The organism is Micromonospora parva (assembly GCF_000718515.1).
Classification (GTDB): Bacteria; Actinomycetota; Actinomycetes; order Mycobacteriales; family Micromonosporaceae; genus Micromonospora; species Micromonospora parva.
Map to the genome: position 1 here is coordinate 116,007 of NZ_JNZS01000007.1, position 23,074 is coordinate 139,080.

Genomic DNA, 23,074 nt, shown 5'->3' on the forward strand with positions numbered 1-23,074 from the left:
GTCGATCCACAGCAGACCCTGCGGCGCGACCCGCTCACGCTGAGCGGACGGCGCGCACCGTCCATCTGAGCACCGTCCCTCCCGGGAGGGAGGGCTGTCCCCTGCCAGCGGGGTTCGCCCGCCACCGGACGCCGCAAGGATCAGGTGCATGGCGGCATCGACACCAATCAGCGGTCGGGGCGTCCACGGTCTGACGTACGCAGTGCTCGGCTGGGCCGTGGCATACGGGGGCGTACGTCTGGCCTGGACGGTCGGCGAGGCTCCGGAGTTCGGACGGCTGGGGCTGGACCTGCTCGGTTTCACCGGCTGGTGGTCGGTGCTGTTGTGCGCGGCGGCGGGCGGGCTGGCGGTTGCCCTGGAGTGGGTGCCGACCTGGCGGCCCGCGCTCGCGGGGCTCGCCTGGACGGTCGCCGGGTCGCTCGTCGCGGCGGCCGCGATCCTCCTGCCGGAGCTGGTGGGCTTCCTGCTGTTCACCGTCGGCCCGTACTTCGATCCGACGGCGTTCGCCAGCCGGCTCGGCTGTGTCACCGGAGCGGTCCTGCTCGCTCTGTCCACCGCGCGCTACCAGCAGCGCACCCGGGGCGACTGCCCGGACTGCTGCCGGACCGTCCGGCCGGGTGCGCGGCGCTCGACGTCCGCGCGGTGGGCGCGCTGGGCCGCGTACGCCGCGGTGGGTGGTCTCGTGACCCGGTTCGCGGCCCAGTTCGTGGTGGGATTCGACAGCGTCGACCAGGACGCCTCACTGCTCGGGCTGGAGATCGGGCTGGTGCTGGCGGGAGTGCTGCTGCCGCTGGCGCTGGTGCACCACTGGGGTGAGGTCTGGCCCGGTTGGGTACCGCTGGTGGCGGGCCGCGTGATTCCTCGACCGCTGCTGCTGGTGCCCGGCTTCGGGCTCGGCGCGGGCATCGTGGCCTATTTCGGGATGGGGATGGCGCAGGTGATCTCGGGCTCGCCCAGCGAGTTCTCGGACGCGTTCCTGTGGGTGGCGATCTCGGCGTACCTCGTCATGGGGTTGGGTCTGGTCGTCGCGTCCACCGACTACCACCTGCGCACACGCGGGCAGTGCAGGACCTGCGGCCGGTGACGGCACCCGCCGGCCCCGGCTCAGATGCATTGACAGGAATCGTTATACGAATTAGCTTTCTGAGATCAGCACCTGGGAGCGCTCCCAACCCTCCACCGTCCGACCATCGCTGAATCTCACCGCAGACGAGCCCTCCCGAGGCGTGGATACCACCACCGTTTCCGGAGGAGACTCATGAGAAGAAGACGAGTGACACACACCGCCCTGGTGTCGGCGGGCGCCGTCCTGCTGGCGTCGGCAGCGGTCGCCGTGGCGGTGCCGGCGGGTGCCGCGGCCGCCGGCTGTTCGGTGAACTACAGCGTGTCGTCCCAGTGGCAGGGCGGATTCGGCGCGAACGTCACCATCACCAATCTCGGTGACGCGCTGACGAGTTGGACACTGACCTGGCGCTACGACGCCGGACAGACGGTCACGCAGGCGTGGAACGCGACGGTGACCCAGAGCGGCGCCGCCGTCACTGCCAAGAATGTCGACTACAACGGTGCCCTGCCGACCAACGGGACGGTCTCGTTCGGTTTCAACGGCTCATGGACCGGCAGCAACCCCGATCCGAGCACCTTCGCGGTGAGCGGGGTGGCCTGCACCGGCGCCACGACGCCGACCACGCCCCCGCCGACGGACCCGCCGCCCACCACTCCACCCCCGAACGGGCCGGCCGACATCACGGTGAACAGCGCGACCCGGTACCAGACCGTCGACGGCTTCGGGGCCGCGCAGTCCATCTGGGGCAGCGCCTGGTCGACAACCGACACCCAGACACTGGTCGGGATGGGCGCCAACCAGTTGGGGTTGTCCATCGTGCGCACCGGCCTGTCACCGGTGTCCAGCGAGTGGGCCACGCACGTGAACTCGTTGAAGACGGCGAAGTCGTACGGGTCCAACGTGAAGATCCTCGCCTCGCCGTGGACCGCCCCGGCGGCGTGGAAGACGAACAACAGTCGGGTCAACGGCGGCAAGCTGAAGACCGACTACTACGACGACTACGCCAACCACCTGAACAGCTACGTGCAGTACATGCGCGGCCAGGGCGTGACCGTCGACGTCACGTCGGTGCAGAACGAGCCCGACTGGCACCCGGACTACGACTCGATGGACTGGAGCGGCACCGAGCTACGCACCTTCGTCCGCGACCAGGGCGCGAGGGTGCAGAACACCAGGCTGATGGTCGCCGAAGCGGTGAACATGAACTACACCTTCACCGACCCGACCCTCAACGACGCGACAGCCCGCAACAACGTCGGCTACATCGGCGGGCACCTGTACGGCACCGAGGAGTCGGGCCGACTGCGGCCGTACTCCCTGGCGGAGCAGCACAACAAGCCGGTGTGGATGACCGAGTGGAACCTGCACGCCGCCGACGGGGGCGGCTCCAACATCTGGGGCAACCCCTCCAACACGGCGGTCTGGAACGAGACGCTCGACGACATCATGCGCACCGTGCACAAGTCGATGGAGGCCAACTGGAACGCCTACATCTGGTGGTACGGCAAGCGCTACTACTCCTTCATCGGTGACGGCGAGTCGGCGTTCGGCACCGTCGCGGGCGCTCCCCTCAAGCGCGGGTACGCCTTCTCCCAGTACGCCAAGTACGTGCGCCCCGGCTACCAGCGGGTCGCCCTGACCAAGAGCACGAAGGCCTCGCCGCTGGAGGTGACCGCCTACCAGGGCGACGGGAAGATCACCCTGGTGATCCTGAACCGCTCGAACAGCGCGGTCAACAACGCGGTGATCCAGGCACCGCAGAACGTCACCCGGGCCGAGCACTACCTCACGTCGCAGAACGCCAACGCGGCCAGCCAACCGACCACCGTCAACGGCGGTCAGGCCACCATCAACGTCGGCGCGCGCAGCATCTCCACAGTGGTGTTCACCCTCTGAGCACCTGGACCATCGTCGTCGCGGGAGCCCCGGTCATCCGCCGGGGCTCCCGCCCGATCGCGTAGCCAGCCCAGGTCAGCCGCCGGCCCCGGCCGGCGGCGCCGTGCTCTGCCGCACCACAAGCTTGGGGACGACCAGCGGCAGGCGCTGCGGCACCGTGTCGTCGATGGCCTGGGTGACAGCGGTGATGGCCCGACGACCGACAGCGTCGAAATCCTGCTGGACCGTCGTCAACGGCGGGATGAGGTAGGGCGCCTCGGGGACGTCGTCGAATCCGACGACGGAGATGTCGTGTGGCACCCGCCGGCCGCGCTCGTGCAACGCTCGCAGCACGCCGATGGCCATCTGGTCGTTGGCGGCGAACACCGCGGTGGTCGCGCGCATCGCACCGATCCGCAGCCCGGCGACGTAGCCGCTGTGCGCCCGCCAGTCGCCCTCGACCGGCTCCGGCGGGCGCAGGCCCGCCGCGCTCATCGCCTGACGCCAACCCGTGAGGCGGGCGCGGGCCTCGGCCCAGTTGAGCGGGCCACTCACGTGCACGATCTCCCGGTGCCCGAGGTCGAGGAGGTGCTCGGTGGCCATCCGGGCACCGAGCACCTGGTCGACACCGACCGTCACGCTGGCCCGGGACAGGTCGCCCTCCACCACGACGAAGGGGACACTCGAGCGCGTCATCCGCACCACCTCGAGAGCCTCGTCGTTGCCGGCGATCATCACGACGCCCTCCACGCCGACGCGCATGAGGTGTTCGGTGGCGTCGCTGAGCGCCCGTACCGTCACCTCGGAAAGGCTCACCGAGGTGGCGAAGTAGCCGGCCGCGCGGGCGGCGTCCTCGACGCTGCGATGGATGCTCGTCGGGCCGAACAGCGTCCGGGCCGTGCCGATGATGCCGATCATCCCGGACCGCCCGCGCACCAACGCACGGGCGGCCGTGTTGGGGCGGTAGTCGAGCCGACGGATGGCCTCGAGGACCCGTTCCCGCGTCTCGCGCCTGATGCTGGGTGCCCCGTTGATGACCCGGGACACCGTCTGGTGTGACACGCCCGCCAGGCGAGCGACGTCGGCCATGACCGGTGGCCGGTCGGCCCCTGTCACAGCGGCCTTTGCGTGAACTCGCACTGGCGGGCCGTCCGTTCTTCCATGGGATCAGTTCCTCGTGGACCTCGTCCGTCCGTGGTCGTCAGTGTGAGTGACGGGGCACCGCGCTGCCGCTGCCACCGACGAGAAAGTCGAGGTCGGCACCGCTGTCGGCCTGCAGGACGTGCTCGCTGTACAGCCGTACCCAACCCCGGTCGGCCACCGGCTGCGGAGGCTGCCAGGCGGCGCGGCGCTGGGCCAGTTCCCCGTCGTCGACCAGGAGATCCAGCCGGCGCGTCGGGACATCGACGGAGATCAGGTCACCGGTACGGACCAGCGCGAGCGGGCCACCCACTGACGCCTCCGGTGCCACGTGCAGGATGCAGGTGCCGTAGCCGGTGCCGCTCATCCGGGCGTCGGAGATCCGCACCATGTCCGTGATGCCGTCGGCGAGCAGTCGTCGTGGCATGGGCACGTTGCCCACCTCCGGGAAGCCGGGGTAACCCCGTGGGCCGGCGTTGCGGACGACGATCACCGTGTCGGGGGTGACGTCGAGGTCCGGGTCGTCGGCGGCGGCGACGTACTCCTCGATCCGGTCGAAGACCAGCGCCGGGCCGGTGTGCGTGAGGAGGTTCGCGGAGGCGGCGGAGACCTTCAACACCGCACCGGACGGCGCGAGCGACCCGCGCAGCACCACGGTGCCCGAGCCGGCGGGCTGGAACGGCTCCTCCAGGGTGCCGATGACGTCCCGGTTCCAGCACTGGGCGCCGTCGACGTTCTCCGCCACGCTCCTGCCGCTGACGGTGACGTGATCCATGTGCAGCAGCGGGGCCAACTCCTTCATCACCACCGGCAGGCCGCCCGCGTAGGCGAAGTCCTCCATCAGGTACGCCCCCGACGGCATCAGGTTGACGAGCATCGGCACGTCGGCGGTGAGCGTGTCGAAGTCCGCCAACGACAGCGGGACGCCGAGGCGTCCGGCGATCGCGAGCAGGTGGACGACCGCGTTGGTGGAGCCGCCGATCGCGGCGTTGACCCGTACCGCGTTCTCGAATGCCTGCCTGGTGAGCACGGAGGACAGCCGTTGGTCCTGTTCGACCATGGCGACGATCCGGCGTCCGGCGGCGTGCGCGAGCGCGTACCGCCGCGAGTCGACCGCCGGCACGGCGGCCGCCCCCGGCAGTTGCACGCCCAGCGCCTCGGTCACGCAGGCCATCGTGGAGGCGGTACCCATGGTCATGCAGTGCCCCCGGCTGCGGGACATGCCGACCTCCGCCTCGGAGCAGTCGGCAGCGGTCATCCGGCCGGCCCGCATCTCCTCGGTGAAGCGCCACACGACGGTGCCCGAGCCGATGTCCTGACCCCGGAACTTGCCGTTGAGCATCGGGCCGCCGGTCAGCATCAGGGTCGGCAGGTCGACGCTCGCCGCTCCCATCAGCAGACCGGGGGTGGTCTTGTCACAGCCGGAGAGCAGGACCACCCCGTCGAGCGGGTTGGCGCGGACCGACTCCTCCAACTCCATCGCCAGCAGGTTGCGGTAGAGCATGGTCGTGGGTCGCATGAGCGGCTCGCCCAGGCTCATCGCCGGAAACTCCAGCGGCAGGCCGCCGCTCTCCCACACCCCCCGCTTCACCGATTCGGCCAGGTCGCGCAGGTGGGCGTTGCAGGGCGTCAGCTCCGACCAGGTGGTGGCGATGCCGATCACCGGGCGACCGTCGAACACGTCGTCCGCGAAACCCTGATTGCGCATCCAGGACCGGTGGATGAACCCGTTGCGGCCCTCCGCACCGAACCACTCCCCGCTGCGCAGCGGTCGATTCGTCGTCGACATCAGCACACCTCTCTGTCATCCGTCCGGCCGCGTCCAGTGCGGCGATCCATGCGCGTGTGGTGCGTTGGCTGGTGGCGTGGCCTACCGGAGGCCTCCGACGGACAGGCCGCCGCGCCAGTGTCGTTGGAGGCTGAAGAACGCGATGATCAGTGGGATCACCGACACCAGGGAGCCCAGGATGATGAGGCTCCACAGCGAGGTGGTTCCCGCGTTGTTCGCCGACGCGATTCCCTGCCAGAGGCCGAGGCCCACGGTGACCGGGAAGAGCCGGTTGTCGGAGAGCATGGCCAGGGGCAGGAAGTAGTTGTTCCAGGACGCCACCGCCGACAGCAGCAGCACGGTGACCACCGCGGGACGCATCAGTGGAAGGGCGATCTGGAAGAACGTCCGCAGCTCCCCCGCACCGTCGACCCGCGCCGCGTCCAGGAGCTCGTCGGGCACCGCGTCGCGCGCGTACACGTGCATCAGGTAGACACCGAACGGGTTGAGCAGCGACGGGAGGATCACCGCCCAGACCGTGTTCGTCAGGCCGAGCCGGGAGAACATGATGAAGGTCGGGATGACCAGGGCGGTGGCGGGCACCATCAGCGCGCCGAGCACGACGGCGAAGCTGAAGCGTCGGGCCGCGAACCGGTACTTGGCGAACCCGTAGCCGGCCATGACCGCGAGGACCGTGGCGCCGACTCCGCCGGCGATGGCGTACAGGGTGGAGTTGAGGATCCACCGCAGGTAGATGCCGCCGTCGTAGGTGAAGAGCTGCCTGAGGTTGCCGAGGTAGTCGATCTGGTCGGTGAACCAGAGGGTGTTGCCGCCGCCGAACAGGCCGGGCGCGTCCTTGGAGCTGTTGACGATGACCCACCAGAACGGTACGAGGAAGTAGATCACCAGGAAGCCGAGCAGGATCTGCATCGGGAGGTAGCGCTGCGGTCGGCGGGCGCCGGCGCGGAGGCTGCTGTGGTCGGTCATCAGAGGAAGCTCCTCCGCTTGCGGGTGAAGAACAGGAAGGCGTACACGCAGATGAACACGATCCCGCCGAGGGCGAAGGAGATCGCGGACCCGTAGTTGAAGTTGGCGAGCGAGAACGCCTGCTGGTACGCGTACATGTTCGGGGTGAAGTCCGAGCCGATCGTGCCCGCGGCGAGGTAACGCAGGATCTGTGGTTCGTTGAAGAACTGCAGGGTGCCGATGAGCGAGAAGACCAGGATCAGGATCAGCGCTGGCGCGATCAGCGGGATCTTGATCCGTGTCGCGATCTGCCACCGCCCGGCGCCGTCCATCCGGGCCGCCTCGTAGAGCGTCGGATCGACGCCCTGCAGGGCCGCGTACAGGATGATCATGTAGTAGCCGGCCCACTGCCAGGTGACGACGTTGAGCAGCCCGTAGAAGATCAGGTCGCTGCCGAGGAAGTCGGGAGCGGTGGCGCCGAAGAGCCCGAAGATGTCGGTGAGCGGGCCGAAGCCCCGGCTGTAGAGGAAGCCCCACATCACCGCGCCAATGACCGTCGGGATGGCGTACGGAAGAAAGATCATGAGGCGGGAGAAGCGGGCGAACAGAGTGGTCACCGAGTCCAGGATGAGCGCCATCGCGAGCGCGATGATGATCTGCACCGGGATCGAGACGAGCGAGAAGCGGATGACGAACCACGCCCCGGACAGGAAGCTCGGGTCGGTGAACGCCTTCACGTAGTTGTCGAAGAGGACGAAGCTGGTGCCGCCGATCAGCTTCTTCTGAAAGAGGCTGAGATACAGCGCGTACGCCAGCGGCGCGATGAGGAACGCCAGGAACACGACCCCGAACGGCCCGACGAAGAGCCATCCCATCAGGTGCTCGCGAAGGTGTACCTTGCCACGGATCGTGCGCGTCTCAGGCTGTGTACGCGCTGCGCGCTTCTCGGTCAGGGATGTCATTGCGGTCTCCGGGACGTGGACGCTGAGGGGGGAGGGTGGGCCGGCCGCCCAGTGCCGGCGCGGCCCACCCAGCTGGTCACTGAACGGTGAAGCCTTGTTCCTTGGCGTACTTCGCCACGTCCTCCTGGAGCCGGTCGGCTGCCTGCGATCCGGTGATGGACCCCTTGATGACCTCGCTGACCTGCTTTTCCATCGCGTCGAGGTAGTACTGGCCGAAGGGGGCGTACTGGACGCCCTGGTAGGCGTCGGCGGCCGGGACGTAGACCTCCTTGTTCGCCTGCTGGCCGCCGAAGAACGCCACCTTCAGGTCGACGAAGGCGGGATCCTTGAGCGCCGTGAGGTTCAGCGGGAAGATGATCTGGTTGGTCCAGCCGTCGGTGAGCGACTCCTTGTCGGCGTAGAGCCCGTAGGCGACCTTCGCGGCCAGCTCCGGCTTCTTCGCCTGCTTGGTCACCGAGAACGCCGACCCGCCCCAGTTCACCTGCACCGGGTTGGCCGGGTCCCACTGCGGCAGCGGCGCCACCGCGAACTTGCCGGTGTCCTGGCCCTTGCCGACGCCCGCGCCGGTGAGATAGCCGGGTGCCCACGCCGCCGAGATGTACGTCGCGTAGTTGCCGTTGATCACGCCGGTGATGTACTCCGGGGTGAACTGGTTCTGCGTGCCGACCAGGCCCTTCTTGGCCAGGCCACCCCAGTAGTCCAGCACGTCCTTGGACGCCTGGTCGTTGAGCTTCACACCGATCGCCTTCGGCTGCGCCGGATCGAAGGTGAAGGGCGTGGCGCCCTTCTGGATCTGGAGCGCCATCAGGACCGCCGGCACGTTGGCGCCGAAGTCCCCGAAGAGCGGACCACCGGCGTCCTTGACCTTCTGCGCGGCCTGCTCGTACTCGGCCCAGGTCTTCGGCGGCGTGATCTTGTACTTGTCGAAGATGTCCTTGCGGTAGATCATGCCCATCGGGCCGCCGTCGACCGGGACGCCGTAGACCGCGTCACCGACCGACACGTCCTTCCAGGCACCCTCGCTGTAGTTGGCCTTGACCGCGTCGTAGCCGTACTTCTTGATGTCGACGAGCGCGCCCTGGATCTGGAAGGTCGGGATGCGGTCCGCCTCGACCATGATCACGTCGGGCGCCCCGGTGCCCGCCGAGATGGCCGTCTGGAACTTGTCGTACTCGTCCCCGCCCTGCCCGACGTTGGTCCAGCAGACCTGCACCTCGTTGTTCAGCTTGTTGAAGTTGTCGACGACGAGTTGGGTGTTGGGGTACCAACCCCACATCGTCACGACCGGCAGGTCCTTCTTGGTGATGGTGTTGGTGCAATTGCTCGCGTCGCTGCCGCCCTCGTCGGAGGAGCAGGCCGCGAGGCCGGTCCCGACCGCGAGCATGGCAACCGTGGCGAGTATCCGTCTTCTCTTCATTGAGGTGGTTCCCTTCGGGTGGCGGTGCGGGGGGCGGCCGTGCCGTGGCGGGCGCCACCGGGGCAGGAAACCTGCTCCCGGTGGCGTCGCCTGGAACGGCTCCTAGCGCTTGAACAGACGCGGCGCCAGGTCGATGAGGTTCTTCTGCCACACGTCCCAGCCGTGCGGCCCGGGGGTGACCCCGTCGAACTCGTAGCGGATACCGAGGTTGTCCATCGTGGTCAGCGAGGCCATGAAGCTCGGGTAGACGAAGTCGGTCTGGTCACCGACGTACAGGCGCAGCATCTTGGTGCCGTTGTTGATCGCCGCCGCGTCGACGCCGGTGCTGCTGCCGAACCCGGCCGAGAAGGCCGCCACGTAGGCGAACTCGCCCGGATAGGCCTTCAGCACCCCGAACGCCTGCCCGCCGCCCATCGACAGGCCGGCGAGGGCCTGCTGGGACGGGTCGCTGGAGATGTGGTAGCGGGCACGGGCCGTCGGAACGATGTTCTCCCGCAACTCCCTGTTGAAGTTCGACGAGTTGCCGTTGCCCATCACGACCACCATCGGCGTGAGATCACCGTCGAGGAACTGGTGGTCGAGGATCTGCTTGGCCCGGCCCATCTCGACCCAGTCGGTGTAGTTCTGGCCGCCACCGTGCTGCAGGTAGAGGACGGGGTACGGCTGCTCCCGGCCGGGGTCGTACCCGGGTGGGGTCCACACCAGCGCGGTGCGGTCCTGACCGGCCACGGTGCTGGAGTAGGTCATGCTCTCGACAGTTCCGCCCTGACCGGCGGGCACGTCCGACAGCAGTCGAGCGCCGGGCCCGGGGATGAAGAAGGTGCTCCACATCGGTTCGGTGGTCACCTTCGTCGGGTTGGAGGTGTCCTTGACCGCGACCCGGTCCACGATCAGCCGGTAGTAGTAGAACCAGGGCTTCAGTGGGCCGACTGTCGCCCGCCACCGGTCACCGTCGCGGTGCAGCGGCAGTCGCAGCCAGCTGCCGCCCGGCGCGACGTTCGCCCAGACCGTGACGTGCTGGGCGGCGGTGAACTCGGTGGTCGTCTCGAAGGTGACGAACCCGTCCTCGGTGACGAAGGGCGTCGGGGTGGTGCCGGCCGGAGGTGGCGTGAACTCCCGCTTGAGCGGCTGGTGACCGGGGCTCGGCCCGTGGTCGCGCACGTCGCGGAACAGTCGCGGCAGGAAGTCGACGAGGTTCTCCTGCCAGGTGGTCCAGTTCGCGCCGCCGTCCGGGTTGACCCCGTCGAACTCGAACCGGACGTCGGCGCGGTCCAGCGCCTTCGTCAGGCGGTAGGTGGCGTTGTACGCGGGATCGGTGACGTTGCCCGTGTACAGGCGCAGCAACCTGGTGCCGCGGTTGATCGCCCTGGCGTCCTTCCGGTCGATCTCCGGAGCCGACCTGCCCGAGAACCAGCCGACGTGACCGAACTGGCCCGGCTTGGTGAGGGCGGCCCGCAACGCCTGCGTGCCGCCGTCGGACACACCCGCGATCGCCTGGTGCGCCGGGTCGCGAAGGACCCGGTAGGTGTCGGTGACCGCCTTGCGGAGGTCCTTCAACTCCTTGTGGTCCGAAACGTCGGCGTTGTTCATCACCACGACCATCGGGCTCATCGCGCCCGAGGCCGAGAGGTTGTCGAGGATCTGCTTGGACCGACCGAGATCGAGCCAGTCGGTGGCGGCGACACCGTCACCCGACTGCAGGAAAAGAGCCGGGTAACCCTTCGGACCCTTGGCCGCGTAACCCGGTGGTGTCCAGACCACCGCGGAGCGCTGCGCGTTCCCGGTGCGGTAGGTCAGCGTCTCGATCTTTCCGCCGCTGCCAGCCGGCGCGTCGACGAGCCACCGCGCCGAGTCACCAGCGACGAGGAAGGTGCTCAGCAGCGGGTCGGACGCGACACCGGCGCTGTTCGTCGGGTCCTTGATGGTCAACGTGTCGTCGGCGGTGAGCTGGTAGTTGTACAGCCCCGGCTCCAGCGCGCCGAGGACGCCCGACCAGACGTCACCCCGGCGGGTCAGACCGAACTCCGCCCAGCTGGCGGACGGCCCGAAGTTTCCCTCGACGACGACCTGCGAGACGGTGCCCAGCTTCTCCTGGACGTACGCCGCCGGGACGGTGAACGAGGCGTAGCGGTCCTCGGAGACGTCCAGCCAGGGCGTGTCCGCCGCTGCTGGCTGCGGCGCGAGGAGAACCGCCGCGGTGGCGATGACTCCGGCGGTGAACGCCGCCGAGAGCCGTCGACGCACGCCCGGACGGCGTAAGCGCCCATGATACTGTTCGGTAGTCACGCTCCACTCCTTTCATGTGCCGGCAGCGGATGCGACCCGACTGACCGGCTCAACTCAACGGTGGATCTGGCCGTGTGTGCTGCGTGCACCTCCTTCAGGCTGCTGCCACGGGCACAGCCGACCTGATCGCTCTGTCGGGAGCGATCAGGCGTGCGCGCCCATGGGCGGATGTCATGGTCGTGCCGCGCTCGTCGGTGGTGCGGTCGAGCTGCGCACGACGAGGTTGGTCGGGAGCACGATCTGGCGTGGCTCGTCCCACTCGCCGGTCACCAGTGACTTCAGCATCCGGGCGGCTTCGTACCCGAGCTGGTACATCGACTGGTCCACAGTGGTCAGACCCGGCTCGGTCAACGCCGACTCGGGAATGTTGTCGAACCCGACGACGGACAGGTCCCCCGGAACGGAGAACCCCAACTCGCGGGCGACCTCGAGGACCTTGAGGGCCATCCCGTCGCTCGCCGCGAAGATCGCCGATGGCGGGTCCGGTCGTTGCAGCAGAACCCGCGCCAGGGGGGTCGCCGACTCCGGGTTGAAATCCCCTCGACCGATCAGCGACGGATCGACCGGCACGCCGGCGGCGGTCAGCGCGGCCCGGTATCCCTCCTCCCGCGACCAGGCCGAGGCCAGACTGTCGCGCCCGGCGATGAACCCGATGCGCCGGTGGCCCAGCCCGAGCAGGTGCTCGACAGCTGTGGTGGCGCCCGCAAGGTTGTCGGCCATCACCGACGGCGCCGTCGAGCCCCGCACCGGGTCGATGGCAACGACCGGCGTGCGGCTGCGGACCTCACCCCAGGGCGTGACGACGATGCACCCGTCGGTGAGGGTGCCGGACAGCCGGGTGAGGTGCCGCTGCTCCCAGCCCTCCGAGTAGGAGCCGTAGAGGTCGCTGTTGGCGTAGATGATCAGATCGAAGCCGGAGCGGCTCAGCGCCTTCATGACGCCCTTGAGCACCTCTGCCGTGTACGACTGGAAGCTGTGCGCGACGAGACCCAGAACGTTGGTGCGGCTGCGCCGAAGGCTGGTGGCCACCAGACTCGACTCGTAGCCGAGTTGGTCGATGGCGGAGCGGACCTGAGCGACGGTGCGAGCGCTGACGCCGTAATGCCCGTTGACGACGCGCGAGACGGTGGCGGTGGAAACGCCGGCGACTCGGGCGACATCACTCATTGTTACCGGCGTATTGGCTTCAATCATGCCCGCTCTCTCTGGACTGCAATCGTTATCGGTTACGTTTCCAGGATGTTGCCAACGTAACGGAGAACGATTACGAACACAAGACCTCTTCGCCCATAGTCGACAGTGCAGAAGAGGCCACTAAGCCCCGTTTTCCGCGCTGCTTCTACTCGTTGACAACGGGACGGCACGCTGCGTCAAGAACCATTCCCGGGACCGGGTGAGCGATCACAGCTGCCGAACTTCTGCCGTCCCGGTAAAGACCTTCGGCGTCGGCTGGCCCGGGTCCGTGGTGATGACAAAGGTGCCGGCGTGAGTGTGGTCGGCAGCCGAGAAACCGACGTACACCTCGATCTGCCCGGCCTCCACCGCGTAGGCCATGCGCCGGTCGTAGAAACCGAGCTGGCCGGTGGGCAGCGCGAACCGCACCGCCACCCGCCCACCGGCAGGCAGCGCGACACGGGCGAAGGCCTTCAGCTCCAGCACCGGCCGGGTGATCGTCGCCTGCGGGTCCCGGACGTAGAGCTGCACGACCTGCTCCCCAGCCCGCTGCCCGGTGTTGGTGACCGTGACCTCGACCTCGACGCTGTCCCCGGCGCGGACCTGCGCGCTCTCCACCACGGCGTCGTCGATCGCGAACGAGGTGTACCCGAGGCCGTGGCCGAAGACGTAGCGCGGGGCGACCGGCGAATCCACGTAGTCGCCGTGCCAGTGCGACCGTCCGCCGGAGACCTTGTGGCCGTAGAAGACGGGGATCTGGCCCACACTACGGGGGTACGAGATGGGCAGCTTCCCGCTCGGGTTCACCTCGCCGAGGAGCACCTCGGCGATCGCCCGCGCCCCGGTCTCCCCCGGCAGCCAGGCCATCAGCACCGCGGCGCACTCCTCGTGCAGGACGTCAGTGCCGACGGGTCGACCCGCGACGAGCACCGCCACGACTGGCGTGCCGGTGGCGACGACGGCCCGGACCAGCTCTTCCTGCACGCCCGGCAGGTCCAGACTGGAGCGGTCGCGCGACTCCCCCGTGGTGGTCCCGAGCGTCACCCCCGAGCGGTCCCCCAGGACCAGCACCGCGACGTCGGCTGCCGCGGCCACCGCGACCGCCTCGGCGAACCCCTCCGTCGACGGATCGAGCACGTCGCAGCCCGGGGCGAAGCGCAGCCGCTCGCCGAACCGCGCCGCGAGTTCGTCGCGCACCGTCGGCACCCCGCCGATGCTCTCGTCGATCTCCAGGTCGTCCGGGATCGTCATCATCTCGCCGAGCAGCCCGCGCCGCTTGCGCGCGGCGATCAACGCCTCGATGTGGGCCACGAACGAGTAGTCACCGAGCAGGTGCCGGGCGTTGTCCGCGTTCGGGCCGATGAGCGCGACGGTTCCGGCCTCGGCGAGCAGCGGCAGGACGCCGTCGTTCTTGAGCAGGACGAGGCTGCGGCGGGCGATCTCCAGCGCCACGTCCCGGTGCCGTTCGGCGTTCACCGTCGTCGTGGCCGCGTCCTCGTCGACGTACGGGTTCTCGAAGAGCCCGAGTTCGACCTTGTGCCGAAGGACCCGCGAGACCGCCTCGTCGAGGTGAGCCTCGCTGACCTCGCCGGCGTCCAGGGCGCGACTGAGGGCGTCCGCGTACGCGTCCGTCGCCGGCAGTTCGACGTCCACGCCCGCGCCGAGACCCACCGCCGCGGCCTGCTGCTTGTCCGGGGCGAAGTGGTGGTACGTGTGCAGGTCGTTGACGGCGAAGTAGTCGGAGACCACGCTGCCCGTGAAGCCCCACTGGCCACGGAGCACGTCGGCGAGGAGTTCCTGGTTGGCGTGGCAGGGGACGCCGTCGAGCTCGTGGTAGCCGGCCATCACCGACTGGAGGCCGCCCTCGCGGACCGCCGCCTCGAACGGGTACAGGTACACCTCGCGCAGCAGCCGCGGCGGCAGGTGCGCCGGCGCCCAGTTCAACCCACCCTCGGACGCCCCGTACCCGACGAAGTGCTTGGCGGTGGCGAGCACACCGTCGGTCAGGTCGGCGCCCTGCAGGCCCCGGACGAACGCCACTCCCATCCGGGACACCAGGTACGGGTCCTCGCCGTAGGTCTCTTCCGTCCGGCCCCACCGTGGGTCGCGCGCCACGTCCAGCACCGGCGAGAGGCCCTGGTGGCTGCCCATGGCGCGCATCTGGGCGCGGACGGCGTCGGCCATCTGCCGGTTGAGCTCGGGCTCCCAGGTGCTCGCGACGCCGATCGCCTGCGGAAAGATGGTCGCCTCGCGGGCCATCACCCCCGAGCAGACCTCCTCGTGCACGATCGCCGGGATCCCCAGCCGGGTCTCGGTCACCAGGAACCGCTGGATGGCGTTGGCGGCCCGGGCCACCTCCGCCGCCTTCAGGCTGGTCGCACCCGCGACGCGGGTCACGTGCCCCAGGCCGTGCGCCAGCACCGACCGGGCCCGCTGCGGTGCGAACCGCCCGCTCTCCAACAGGGTGAACGCCCACGTGCTGCCCAGTTGCGCGAGTTTCTCCTCGCGGGTCATCCGGGCCAACAGATCCGCCACCCGTTCGTCGACGGGCGCGTTCGCGTCGGCGTAGGTCGCCTCGATCGCCGGCTCAACACTGGTCACCCGGTCACCCCAATCACCGCGACAAGCTGGTCTTCCGGCCTCGTCGGTCACCACGCCACCGGCGCCGGGCCGCGCGCTGCGGGCGGCGGGCCGGGTGGCGGCGAGGCGCGGGAGCCGGACGCCCGGCCAGCTGCGCGGCGCAGCCCTCCGTCGGGTGGGCCGTCCACACTTTGATCCAGGCGCCGTGTTCCCTTACGTAAACGTAATCGGTAACGTTTACATCGATCGACAACGTAATCGAGCGCGATCACGTTGTCCAGAGCTCACACCGCCTCCACCACCCCTCGGTCTCGGCGCTCGGGTAGAGATCTCCGCGTCGTACCGCGCACGAAGGGAGCCAGCCCTGAACACCCACCCCGACAGCGCGCCGGAGCACGTCGTGAACACGGCCCGCCTGACCCTCGACCCCCGCCGACGCGTCGCGCCCGTGCCACGCCGGCTCTTCGGCTCGTTCGTCGAGCACCTGGGTCGCTGCGTCTACACCGGAATCTACGAGCCGGGCCACCCGAGGGCCGACGCCGACGGCTTCCGGGGCGACGTCCTCGAACTGGTGCGCGAGTTGGGCGTCACCACGGTGCGCTATCCGGGCGGCAACTTCGTCTCCTCCTACCGCTGGGAGGACGGCGTGGGCCCGGTCGACAAACGACCGACGAGGCTCGACCTCGCCTGGCACAGCCTGGAGACCAACGCGTTCGGGCTGGACGAGTTCATGCGCTGGGTCAGCAAGGCCGACCTGGACCCGATCATGGCGGTCAACCTCGGCACCCGGGGCACCGCCGAGGCCGTCGACCTGCTCGAGTACGCCAATCACCGCGGCGGGAGTCACCTCGCCGACCAGCGCCGCGCCAACGGCGCGACCGACCCGTACGGGATCAAGCTGTGGTGCCTGGGCAACGAGATGGACGGCCCGTGGCAGGTGGGCCAGCGAAGCGCGACCGAGTACGGGCGTCTCGCGTCGCAGACCGCGAAGGCCATGCGCCGCTTCGACCCCGATCTCGAACTCGTCGCCTGCGGCTCCTCACACCTCGGTATGCCGACCTTCGGCAGCTGGGAGCGCGACGTGCTGACCGAGGCGTACGACGACGTCGACCTGATCTCGCTGCACGCCTATTACCAGCCGGTCGACGACGACCTGGCCAGCTTCCTCGCCTCGGCCGAGGAGATGGACAGGTACATCGACGCCGTCACCGCCATCGCCGACTCGGTGGGCGCGATCCGCCGGTCGACCAAGAAGATCATGATCGCGTTCGACGAGTGGAACGTGTGGTACCAGTCCGCCGCCCCGTCCACGCCCCCGAGCGGCGAGGACTGGCCGGTCGCGCCACCGCTGCTGGAGGATCACTACAGCGTGGCCGACGCGGTCGTCGTCGGCGGCCTGCTGATCAGCCTGCTCCGGCACAGTGACCGGGTGACAGCGGCCTGCCAGGCCCAACTTGTCAACGTCATCGCACCGATCATGACCGAGCCGGGCGGCTCGGCCTGGCGGCAGACCATCTTCCACCCCTTCGCCCGCACCGCCCGGCACGCCCAGGGCGCCGTGCTGGACGTGCTGCGCGACGGCAGCACGACGACCACCGGCCGCTACGGCGAGGTCGACGCGGTCGACGCGGTCTCCACCTGGGACGACAGCACCGGGGAGATGAGCGTCTTCCTCGTCAACCGGGCCCTCGACACCCCGGCCGAGGTGACCATCGACGTCGCCGGCGCCCAGGTCACCGACATCATCGAGTGCGTCACCGTCGGCGGCACCGACCTGCACGCCAAGAACACCGCCGACGGTCCGGACCACGCCGCGCCGCGCCCCAACGGCACCGCACGCGGCGCCGACGCCAGCGTCGGGCTGACTCTTCCGCAGGCGTCCTGGACCATGCTGCGGCTGCGCGCCACCGACACCAGCGCGTGATCGGCTGACGAACCACCCCGGCCGCGCACATCCTGGCTTCACCAGGGGTGCGCGGCCGGGGCTTCCCCACCACAGGGAGTACGGGGTCGAGCCGGGGACTACCGGGCGTCGACCGGATCGCTGTGCGAATCGTTGAAGAGCTTGTCGCCCTGGTAGCGGGCGACCACCGGCGCGTTCAGCTCACCGCGGACGGTCGTCGTCAACCGGGCGACGCCGTGGCGCACCGGGGCCGACCCGAGGCGCGTGTCACCAGCGAAGAAGTCGACCCGGCCGGCCGGTGCCGACGCGCTGGTGCTGACCGCGTCGACGGTCGCGGTGGCGGTGACCTTCGTCTGCCGCGACCCGCCCGCCGACGACGTGGTGACGTCGAGACCGGTGGTGGTGGCCCGGAAGGCCAGGGTACGCAGGTAGTGGTCCAGCAGCGGGCGCCAGACGTGCCAGGTGTGCACGCCCGGCACGTTGTACTCGTCCAACTCGACGCCGGCCGCCCGCAGCGCGGCGGCGTTGCGCTGGGAGTTCTCGGCGATGTTGCCCAGCCGGTCCTGGAGCCCGGTGCCGATCATGATGCCACCGGTCACCGCCTTCATGCTGTCGACCTGCGCCGGGGTGGCTGCCGGACCGCCCGCACTCCACGCCGCGTGGTAGCCGAACAGGTCGGTGTGGTTGTACATGATGGTGTACGCCCGGCTGCCACCGGCGGAGAAGCCGGCGAAGGCGCGGTCCTGCGCCCGGGTCGAGACGTGGTAGTTCTGCTCGACGAACGGGAAGATGTTGTCGCGCAGCTCGTTGACGTAGCCCTCGTTGCCACCGGGGAGGCCGTTGAAGTCGGTGGAGACGATCACCATCGGCTGCGCCGCCCGGTCCTTGACCGCGTTCTCCAGGATCAGGTGGGCCACGCCCTGCATCGTCCAGGCGGTCGAGTGGTCACCGCTGCCGTGGCTCAGGTAGAGCGTCGGGTACGGCGTGGCCCGGTTCGGGTCGTAGCCGTGCGGCAGGTAGACGACGATGTCGTGCACTCCCGCCGGGTTGGTCGACAGTGGTGAGGGGTACCGCCGGGACTCCAGCCGGCCGACCTTGGCCACCGGCGCCTGGTAACCGGTGTCGTACGTGGGGAACTTCCGGCTGGCCGGGACGTAGATCGTGCTGCGTACCGCGCCGGGCGCTCCCGGGTACTGCGGCTGGATCTGCCAGCGGTTGGCGGGGTCGTCGTGCAGGGCACAGCCGGTGGCGAGCTCGTTGGCGCAGTCGTGGGTGAACGCGTAGCGGAAGGTGCCCGCCGGCAGTGGCGTGGTGAAGGTCCACACCCCGTCGGGACCCTTGCGCATGGCCTGGGTGTGCCACGGGGTGGCCGCGACGTCGCCCGGCTGCCACTCGGCGGGCGGGCGCGCGTCGCCGCAGTCCTGGCAGCCGATGTTCTCCGGTCGGGAGTAGAACCAGTCGCCGTAGATGTGGACCTGCTGGACATCGGCTGGCGCCTGGTACCGGAAGGTGACTGTGTAGCCGGTGGGGGCCTGGTCGGTGCGGGTGACGGTCGGGCCCAGCGGCGCGGGCGGCGCCGGCGGTGCGGCCGAGGCCGCCGGTGCGGCGACCGTGCCGGCCGTGACGGTGATGGCGGCGAGCAGCGCGAGCATCAGCCGGCGCGTCGGTGCCGGCGTCACGGGACGGGGAGGTGCAACGGGCATGTCCTGCTCCCTCTTCGGCGTGTGGTCAGACCGCAACCGAGCGGCCGACCGACCATTCGATGGTGAGGCGAAGGGATACCAGTAACGAGCGATGCAGCGATGCGAGCGCTAACATCGTTCCCTGTCGAAAACAAAACCATGAATTGCATTGATGGTCAAGAAGGGTCCGTGAACCCGGACCAAAGAAATTGCGCCACCAACAATTTGGGCACGCTTCGGCGGCGCCAGAACGACCGGCGCGCGAATTCCCTGTCTGGTCGATTTCGGCAAGGAATTCGCGCGCCAGCCACAGGTGGCGCGAAAACGCACCCGCAACGACCGGCGGAGGCGGTTACCCGGCCGCTGGCACCAACCTCCCATCGATTCGCCGGGAAATGGCGGTGTACTCGTCGCGCAACTCCTCGGGCAGGACCCAGGCCGGGGCGTCCTGCCACGCCAGCGGGCGCAGGAACCGTCGGATCGACGTGGCGCCGACCGACGTGTGCACGGCGTTCGTCGACGGCCAGGGCCCACCGTGGTGCTGGGCCCACGACACCCGGACACCGGTGGGGTAGCCGTCGAAGACGACGCGACCGGCGCGGGCGGCGAACACGTCGGCCAGGCGGCGTACCACGTCGGGGTCGTCGCCCGGTCCACTGTGCAGCGAGCCGGTCAGCGACGGCGGAACGGCGTTCAGCGCGGCGTCGAGGTCGGCGTCGTCCTCGTAGCGGACCACGACCAGAAGCGGTCCGAAGCACTCGTCGGCGATCTCGGCGGTCAGGCCGGGGAGGCCGACCTCCAGGAGGGTCGGCGCCACGGTGAAGCCCGCGCCCCGGTCGACCTGCGGCCGCGCCGCCACCCGCGCGCCGGCCCGCTCGAACTCCGTGGCCCGACTCTCATACGCGTCCCGGATGCGCTCGTTGAGCAGGACCGCGCCGCCCGACGAGTCGACCCTCGACCGCAGCGCGTCGACCAGACGGTCACCACCCGGATCCGACGGGACGAACGCCAGGCCGGGCTTGGTGCACAGCTGACCGCCCGAGTTCGTGAAGGACCCGAACAGCCCCTCGGCGATCTGGTCCGCCCGGGCGCCGGCCGCGTCGGGCAGCACCACGATCGGGTTCACGCTGCTCAGTTCGGCGTACAGCGGGATGGGGTCGGGTCGTTCGTCGATGGCCGCCTGGATGGCGCGGGCGGCGTTGACCGAGCCGGTCAGGGCTGCCGCGCGGATCGCCGGGTGGCGCACCAGCGAGCGGCCGGCCTGCTCCCCGTACACGATCGAGATGACGCCCTCGGGCCCGCCGAGGTCGCGGACGGCCAACTCGATCGCGGCGGCGGAGGCCTGCGAGGTCAGCGGGTGCGACGGGTGGGCCTTCAGGATCGTCGGGCACCCGGCGGCCAGCGCGGCGGCAGTGTCACCGCCGGCAACCGAGAAGGCGAACGGGAAGTTGCTGGCCCCGAAAACGGCGACCGGCCCGAGCGGCACGAGCATCCGCCGCAGGTCCGGGCCGCGCCCGAGTGGTGTGTCGGCGGCGTGATCGATGGCCGCCTCGACGTACGCTCCGTCGCGCAGCACCTCGCCGAACATCCGGAACTGGACCGCCGCCCGGGTGAGTTCCCCGTCGAGTCGCGCGTGGCTCAGCCCGGTCTCCACCTCGGCGGCGGCGACCAGGTCCGCCCGCCGGGACTCCAGCGACGCGGCGATCGCGTCCAGCAGCTCCGCGCGGCCGACCCGCCCGCGGGCGGCCAACCACTGCGCCGCCCCCGACGCCTGACCGGCGATCACCTCCAGCCGAGACTCGTCGGTCTCGCTGAGATCCGTCGCGCGACGCTGACCGTCGCGCGGATCGACAGTGCTGACCACGTTCACAGCAGTCCTCTCCTCACCAGATTGCCCATCAGATCGCGGACTCCGAAGTGCCAGGGCTCGCACTCCTCCGCGTGCCGCACCCGGTTGACCAGGGTGCCGAGCGCCGGGCAGCTGATCCGTACCACGTCGTCGACCTTGTGGGTGAAGCCCTCGCCGGGGCGGTCCCGGTCCTGGATGGGCGCGAACATGGTGCCGAGCATCAGGGCGGCGCCGTCGGGATAGTGGTGGTGCGGCCCGATCAGCTGCCGGACCAGCTCCTGCGGATCACGCGACATCCGGGTCATCTCCGAGACCGCCTCCAGGTGGAAGCCGTCCACACCGCGAACCTCCAGGCGCACTTCGAGTTCGCGGACCCGATCCATACCGAATCGGTCGTCGAAGAGCCGGATCAGCGGCCCGAGGGCGCAGGAGGCGTTGTTGTCCTTCGCCAGCGGGAGCAGGAGCGCCGAGCGGCCCTCGATGTCGCGCAGGTTCACGTCGTTGCCGAGGGTGGCGCCGACGACCCGGCCGCTGGACGCGACGATGAGCGTGACCTCGGGCTCCGGGTTGTTCCAGGTCGACGCGGCGAGCACGCCGACCGGGACGGCGGTGCCGACGGCGGAGAGGATCTGTCCCTTGGTGAAGATCTCGGCGTCCGGGCCGATCCCCACCTCCAGGTACTGGCTCCACATGCCCTCGGCCACCAGCAGGCTCTTGAGCCGGTCCGCCTCCGGTGAGCCGGCCGCCAGGTTGTGCAGGTCGACGCCGACGTCGTCGAGCATGCGCTGACGGATGTCCGCCGCCAGCGCGAGGTCTCCCCGCGCCCGTTCCTCGATCACCCGTTCGATCATGGAGATGGGGAAGGTCACGCCGGCGGCCTTGAGCGCCTGGAGGTCGACCGGGGCGAGCAGCCAGGGGTGGTCGCGGTCCCGGGTCGCGGGCGCCGTGTTGGCCAGCATCTCCCCGAAGTCACCCACCCTCGGCCCGTCGATCCCGGCGATCGTCGCGGCCGGGTCGGGCAGCTCGCAGATGTCGCGGACGGTCGGGAACCGGTGGCTGAGGTCGATGACCTCGCCGTCGCGGACGGTCACCGGTGAGGGGCCGTCGCCGGTCGGATCCCAGATCCGGCCGATGAGGACGCTGTCGGGGTCGTCCGGCAACGCCTCGGCGGCGGTGCCGACCCAGTCCGCACCCGCGGCCTGCCCTCGCGGCCGTGGCACCGTCATGAGTCGCTCTCCAGGTTGAAGAAGGACCGCTCGTCGCGGGGACGGATGTCGTAGACGGCGTCCTGGAACATCCGCAGCGGATGGGGTGTGAACGGGTGCTGCTCGATCGCGGCGAGATCCACCTCGATGCCCAGGCCGACCCCGTTCGGGATGAGGATGTCGCCGTCCTCGGTCAGCACCAGCCGCTCGTTGGTGATCTCCGGACGCCACGGCACGTCGGTCGCCATGATCTCCAGGTACCGGAAGTTGGGCAGCGTCGCCCCGAGTTGCAGCGTCGCGGCGGTGCTGAGGGGGCCGCTCGGGTTGTGCGGCGCGAACCCCACGTAGCTGGTCGCGGCGAGCGTGGAGATGAAGGCCAGCTCGGCGATCCCACCGGCGTGCGTCACGTCGGGCTGGACGAAGTCGACGGCCTGGCGGGCCAGCGCCGGGGCGAAACCCTGCCGGCCGTACCACCGCTCCCCCGCCGCGATCGGCACCGGCGACGCGCGACGGATGTCGACGAGCGCGTCAAGATTGTCCGGTGGGCACGGCTCCTCGAACCACACCGGGTCGAACTGGGCGATCTCGTTGGCGACCTTGATGGCGTGGCGGACGTCGAAGCGGCCGTGCCCCTCGACGAACAGTTCGACATCGCGGCCCACCGCCTGACGGACGGCGTCGATCTGGGCCAGCACCCGGTCCAACTGTGCGGTGGTGATGGTGAGGTCGTAGTTTTCGAACGGGTCCCACTTGAGGCCCCGGAAGCCGGACTCCACCGTCCGGCGCGCGGCGGCCGCGTAGTCCTCCGGTGTGACGGCGCCGGAGAACCAACCGTTCGCGTACGCGCGGACCCGGTCCCGGGTCGCGCCGCCGAGCAGCCGGGAGACCGGGACGCCCAGCTCACGCGCCGAGATGTCCCACAGGGCCATCTCCAGCGAGCTCAACGCGGTCATGATGACCGGGCCGCCGCGCCAGTACCAGTCCCGCGCGGTCTCGTAGAGGATCTTCGAGATGCTGGTGGGATCCAGGCCCACCACCGCCTCGGCCAGCTCGGCGATCGCACCCTGGACGGCGCGTTCCTTGCCCTCCAGGGTGGCCTCACCGAGCCCGGTGATCCCCTCGTCGGTGCGCACGCGCACGATGACGAGGTTCGTGCGGTAGAAGTCGACGACCAGCGTGTCGACAGAGATGATCTTCATCTT

At 69.6% G+C, this 23,074-nt stretch carries 15 protein-coding genes; 3 read left to right on the top strand and 12 right to left on the bottom strand.

Features of this window, described 5'->3' with window-relative positions; translation table 11 throughout:
- Positions 1-148: 148 nt before the first annotated feature.
- Both IF22_RS0110065 and IF22_RS0110070 read left to right on the top strand, forming a co-directional pair.
- Positions 149-1,084 carry a hypothetical protein gene (locus IF22_RS0110065; protein WP_156057428.1) on the top strand — a complete coding sequence of 312 codons (936 nt, stop codon included), beginning with the start codon at positions 149-151 and terminating at the stop codon, positions 1,082-1,084.
- 174 nt (positions 1,085-1,258) lie between these two features.
- A complete protein-coding gene (locus tag IF22_RS0110070; protein WP_030330586.1) occupies positions 1,259-2,962 on the top strand; it encodes a cellulose binding domain-containing protein in 1,704 nt (567 codons plus the stop codon).
- A 75-nt stretch (positions 2,963-3,037) separates the two neighbouring features.
- Here IF22_RS0110070 and IF22_RS0110075 read toward each other — a convergent pair whose 3' ends face one another.
- The 8 genes from IF22_RS0110075 to IF22_RS0110110 form a co-directional block, all read right to left on the bottom strand.
- Positions 3,038-4,030, bottom strand: a complete 993-nt coding sequence (locus IF22_RS0110075; protein ID WP_030330588.1) for a LacI family DNA-binding transcriptional regulator — start codon at positions 4,028-4,030, stop codon at positions 3,038-3,040.
- A gap of 112 nt (positions 4,031-4,142) precedes the next feature.
- Entirely contained in the window at positions 4,143-5,870 is a 1,728-nt protein-coding gene (locus IF22_RS0110080) for an IlvD/Edd family dehydratase (protein WP_030330589.1), read from the bottom strand.
- 81 nt (positions 5,871-5,951) lie between these two features.
- A complete protein-coding gene (locus IF22_RS0110085; protein ID WP_030330592.1) occupies positions 5,952-6,836 on the bottom strand; it encodes a carbohydrate ABC transporter permease in 885 nt (294 codons plus the stop codon).
- Positions 6,836-7,690, bottom strand: coding sequence for a carbohydrate ABC transporter permease (locus IF22_RS0110090; RefSeq protein WP_245233584.1), 855 nt, complete (start codon positions 7,688-7,690; stop codon positions 6,836-6,838). The genes IF22_RS0110085 and IF22_RS0110090 overlap by 1 nt, the downstream gene beginning before the upstream one ends.
- 163 nt (positions 7,691-7,853) lie before the next feature.
- Complete coding sequence (locus IF22_RS0110095; protein WP_030330595.1) at positions 7,854-9,194, bottom strand: ABC transporter substrate-binding protein; 1,341 nt, start codon at positions 9,192-9,194, stop codon at positions 7,854-7,856.
- Between the two features lie 102 nt (positions 9,195-9,296).
- Positions 9,297-11,438: an alpha/beta hydrolase gene (locus tag IF22_RS0110100; RefSeq protein WP_245233585.1), complete on the bottom strand. Its 2,142-nt coding sequence runs from the start codon at positions 11,436-11,438 to the stop codon at positions 9,297-9,299.
- A gap of 213 nt (positions 11,439-11,651) precedes the next feature.
- The gene (locus tag IF22_RS0110105) at positions 11,652-12,647 is read right to left on the bottom strand and encodes a LacI family DNA-binding transcriptional regulator (protein ID WP_245233586.1); all 996 of its coding nucleotides are present in this window, start codon (positions 12,645-12,647) and stop codon (positions 11,652-11,654) included.
- Positions 12,648-12,881: 234 nt separating this feature from the next.
- A complete protein-coding gene (locus IF22_RS0110110; protein ID WP_209444525.1) occupies positions 12,882-15,254 on the bottom strand; it encodes a glycoside hydrolase family 3 N-terminal domain-containing protein in 2,373 nt (790 codons plus the stop codon).
- Between the two features lie 379 nt (positions 15,255-15,633).
- Between IF22_RS0110110 and arfA the strand changes: the two genes are divergently transcribed.
- Positions 15,634-17,157, top strand: coding sequence for an arabinosylfuranosidase ArfA (gene arfA, locus IF22_RS0110115; RefSeq protein WP_030330602.1), 1,524 nt, complete (start codon positions 15,634-15,636; stop codon positions 17,155-17,157).
- A gap of 98 nt (positions 17,158-17,255) precedes the next feature.
- Here arfA and IF22_RS0110120 read toward each other — a convergent pair whose 3' ends face one another.
- The 4 genes from IF22_RS0110120 to IF22_RS0110135 form a co-directional block, all read right to left on the bottom strand.
- Positions 17,256-18,839, bottom strand: coding sequence for an alpha/beta hydrolase-fold protein (locus IF22_RS0110120; protein ID WP_081883775.1), 1,584 nt, complete (start codon positions 18,837-18,839; stop codon positions 17,256-17,258).
- Positions 18,840-19,170: 331 nt separating this feature from the next.
- Positions 19,171-20,688 carry an aldehyde dehydrogenase (NADP(+)) gene (locus IF22_RS0110125; RefSeq protein WP_030330605.1) on the bottom strand — a complete coding sequence of 506 codons (1,518 nt, stop codon included), beginning with the start codon at positions 20,686-20,688 and terminating at the stop codon, positions 19,171-19,173.
- Positions 20,685-21,893 (bottom strand): fumarylacetoacetate hydrolase family protein, encoded by a 1,209-nt coding sequence (locus IF22_RS0110130; protein ID WP_156057430.1) that lies wholly within the window; start codon positions 21,891-21,893, stop codon positions 20,685-20,687. Before IF22_RS0110130 ends, IF22_RS0110125 begins: the two co-directional genes overlap by 4 nt.
- Entirely contained in the window at positions 21,890-23,071 is a 1,182-nt protein-coding gene (locus IF22_RS0110135) for a mandelate racemase/muconate lactonizing enzyme family protein (RefSeq protein ID WP_030330608.1), read from the bottom strand. Before IF22_RS0110135 ends, IF22_RS0110130 begins: the two co-directional genes overlap by 4 nt.
- Positions 23,072-23,074 lie beyond the last annotated feature (3 nt).

Bases quoted from the DNA above. Each gene is read 5' to 3' on its own strand.
- IF22_RS0110065 (WP_156057428.1), top strand. From the start codon at position 149: ATGGCGGCATCGACACCAATCAGCGGTCGGGGCGTCCACGGTCTGACG.
- IF22_RS0110070 (WP_030330586.1), top strand. From the start codon at position 1,259: ATGAGAAGAAGACGAGTGACACACACCGCCCTGGTGTCGGCGGGCGCC.
- IF22_RS0110075 (WP_030330588.1), bottom strand. From the start codon at position 4,030: ATGGCCGACGTCGCTCGCCTGGCGGGCGTGTCACACCAGACGGTGTCC.
- IF22_RS0110080 (WP_030330589.1), bottom strand. From the start codon at position 5,870: ATGTCGACGACGAATCGACCGCTGCGCAGCGGGGAGTGGTTCGGTGCG.
- IF22_RS0110085 (WP_030330592.1), bottom strand. From the start codon at position 6,836: ATGACCGACCACAGCAGCCTCCGCGCCGGCGCCCGCCGACCGCAGCGC.
- IF22_RS0110090 (WP_245233584.1), bottom strand. From the start codon at position 7,690: ATGGGATGGCTCTTCGTCGGGCCGTTCGGGGTCGTGTTCCTGGCGTTC.
- IF22_RS0110095 (WP_030330595.1), bottom strand. From the start codon at position 9,194: ATGAAGAGAAGACGGATACTCGCCACGGTTGCCATGCTCGCGGTCGGG.
- IF22_RS0110105 (WP_245233586.1), bottom strand. From the start codon at position 12,647: ATGAGTGATGTCGCCCGAGTCGCCGGCGTTTCCACCGCCACCGTCTCG.
- IF22_RS0110120 (WP_081883775.1), bottom strand. From the start codon at position 18,839: ATGCCCGTTGCACCTCCCCGTCCCGTGACGCCGGCACCGACGCGCCGG.
- IF22_RS0110130 (WP_156057430.1), bottom strand. From the start codon at position 21,893: ATGACGGTGCCACGGCCGCGAGGGCAGGCCGCGGGTGCGGACTGGGTC.
- IF22_RS0110135 (WP_030330608.1), bottom strand. From the start codon at position 23,071: ATGAAGATCATCTCTGTCGACACGCTGGTCGTCGACTTCTACCGCACG.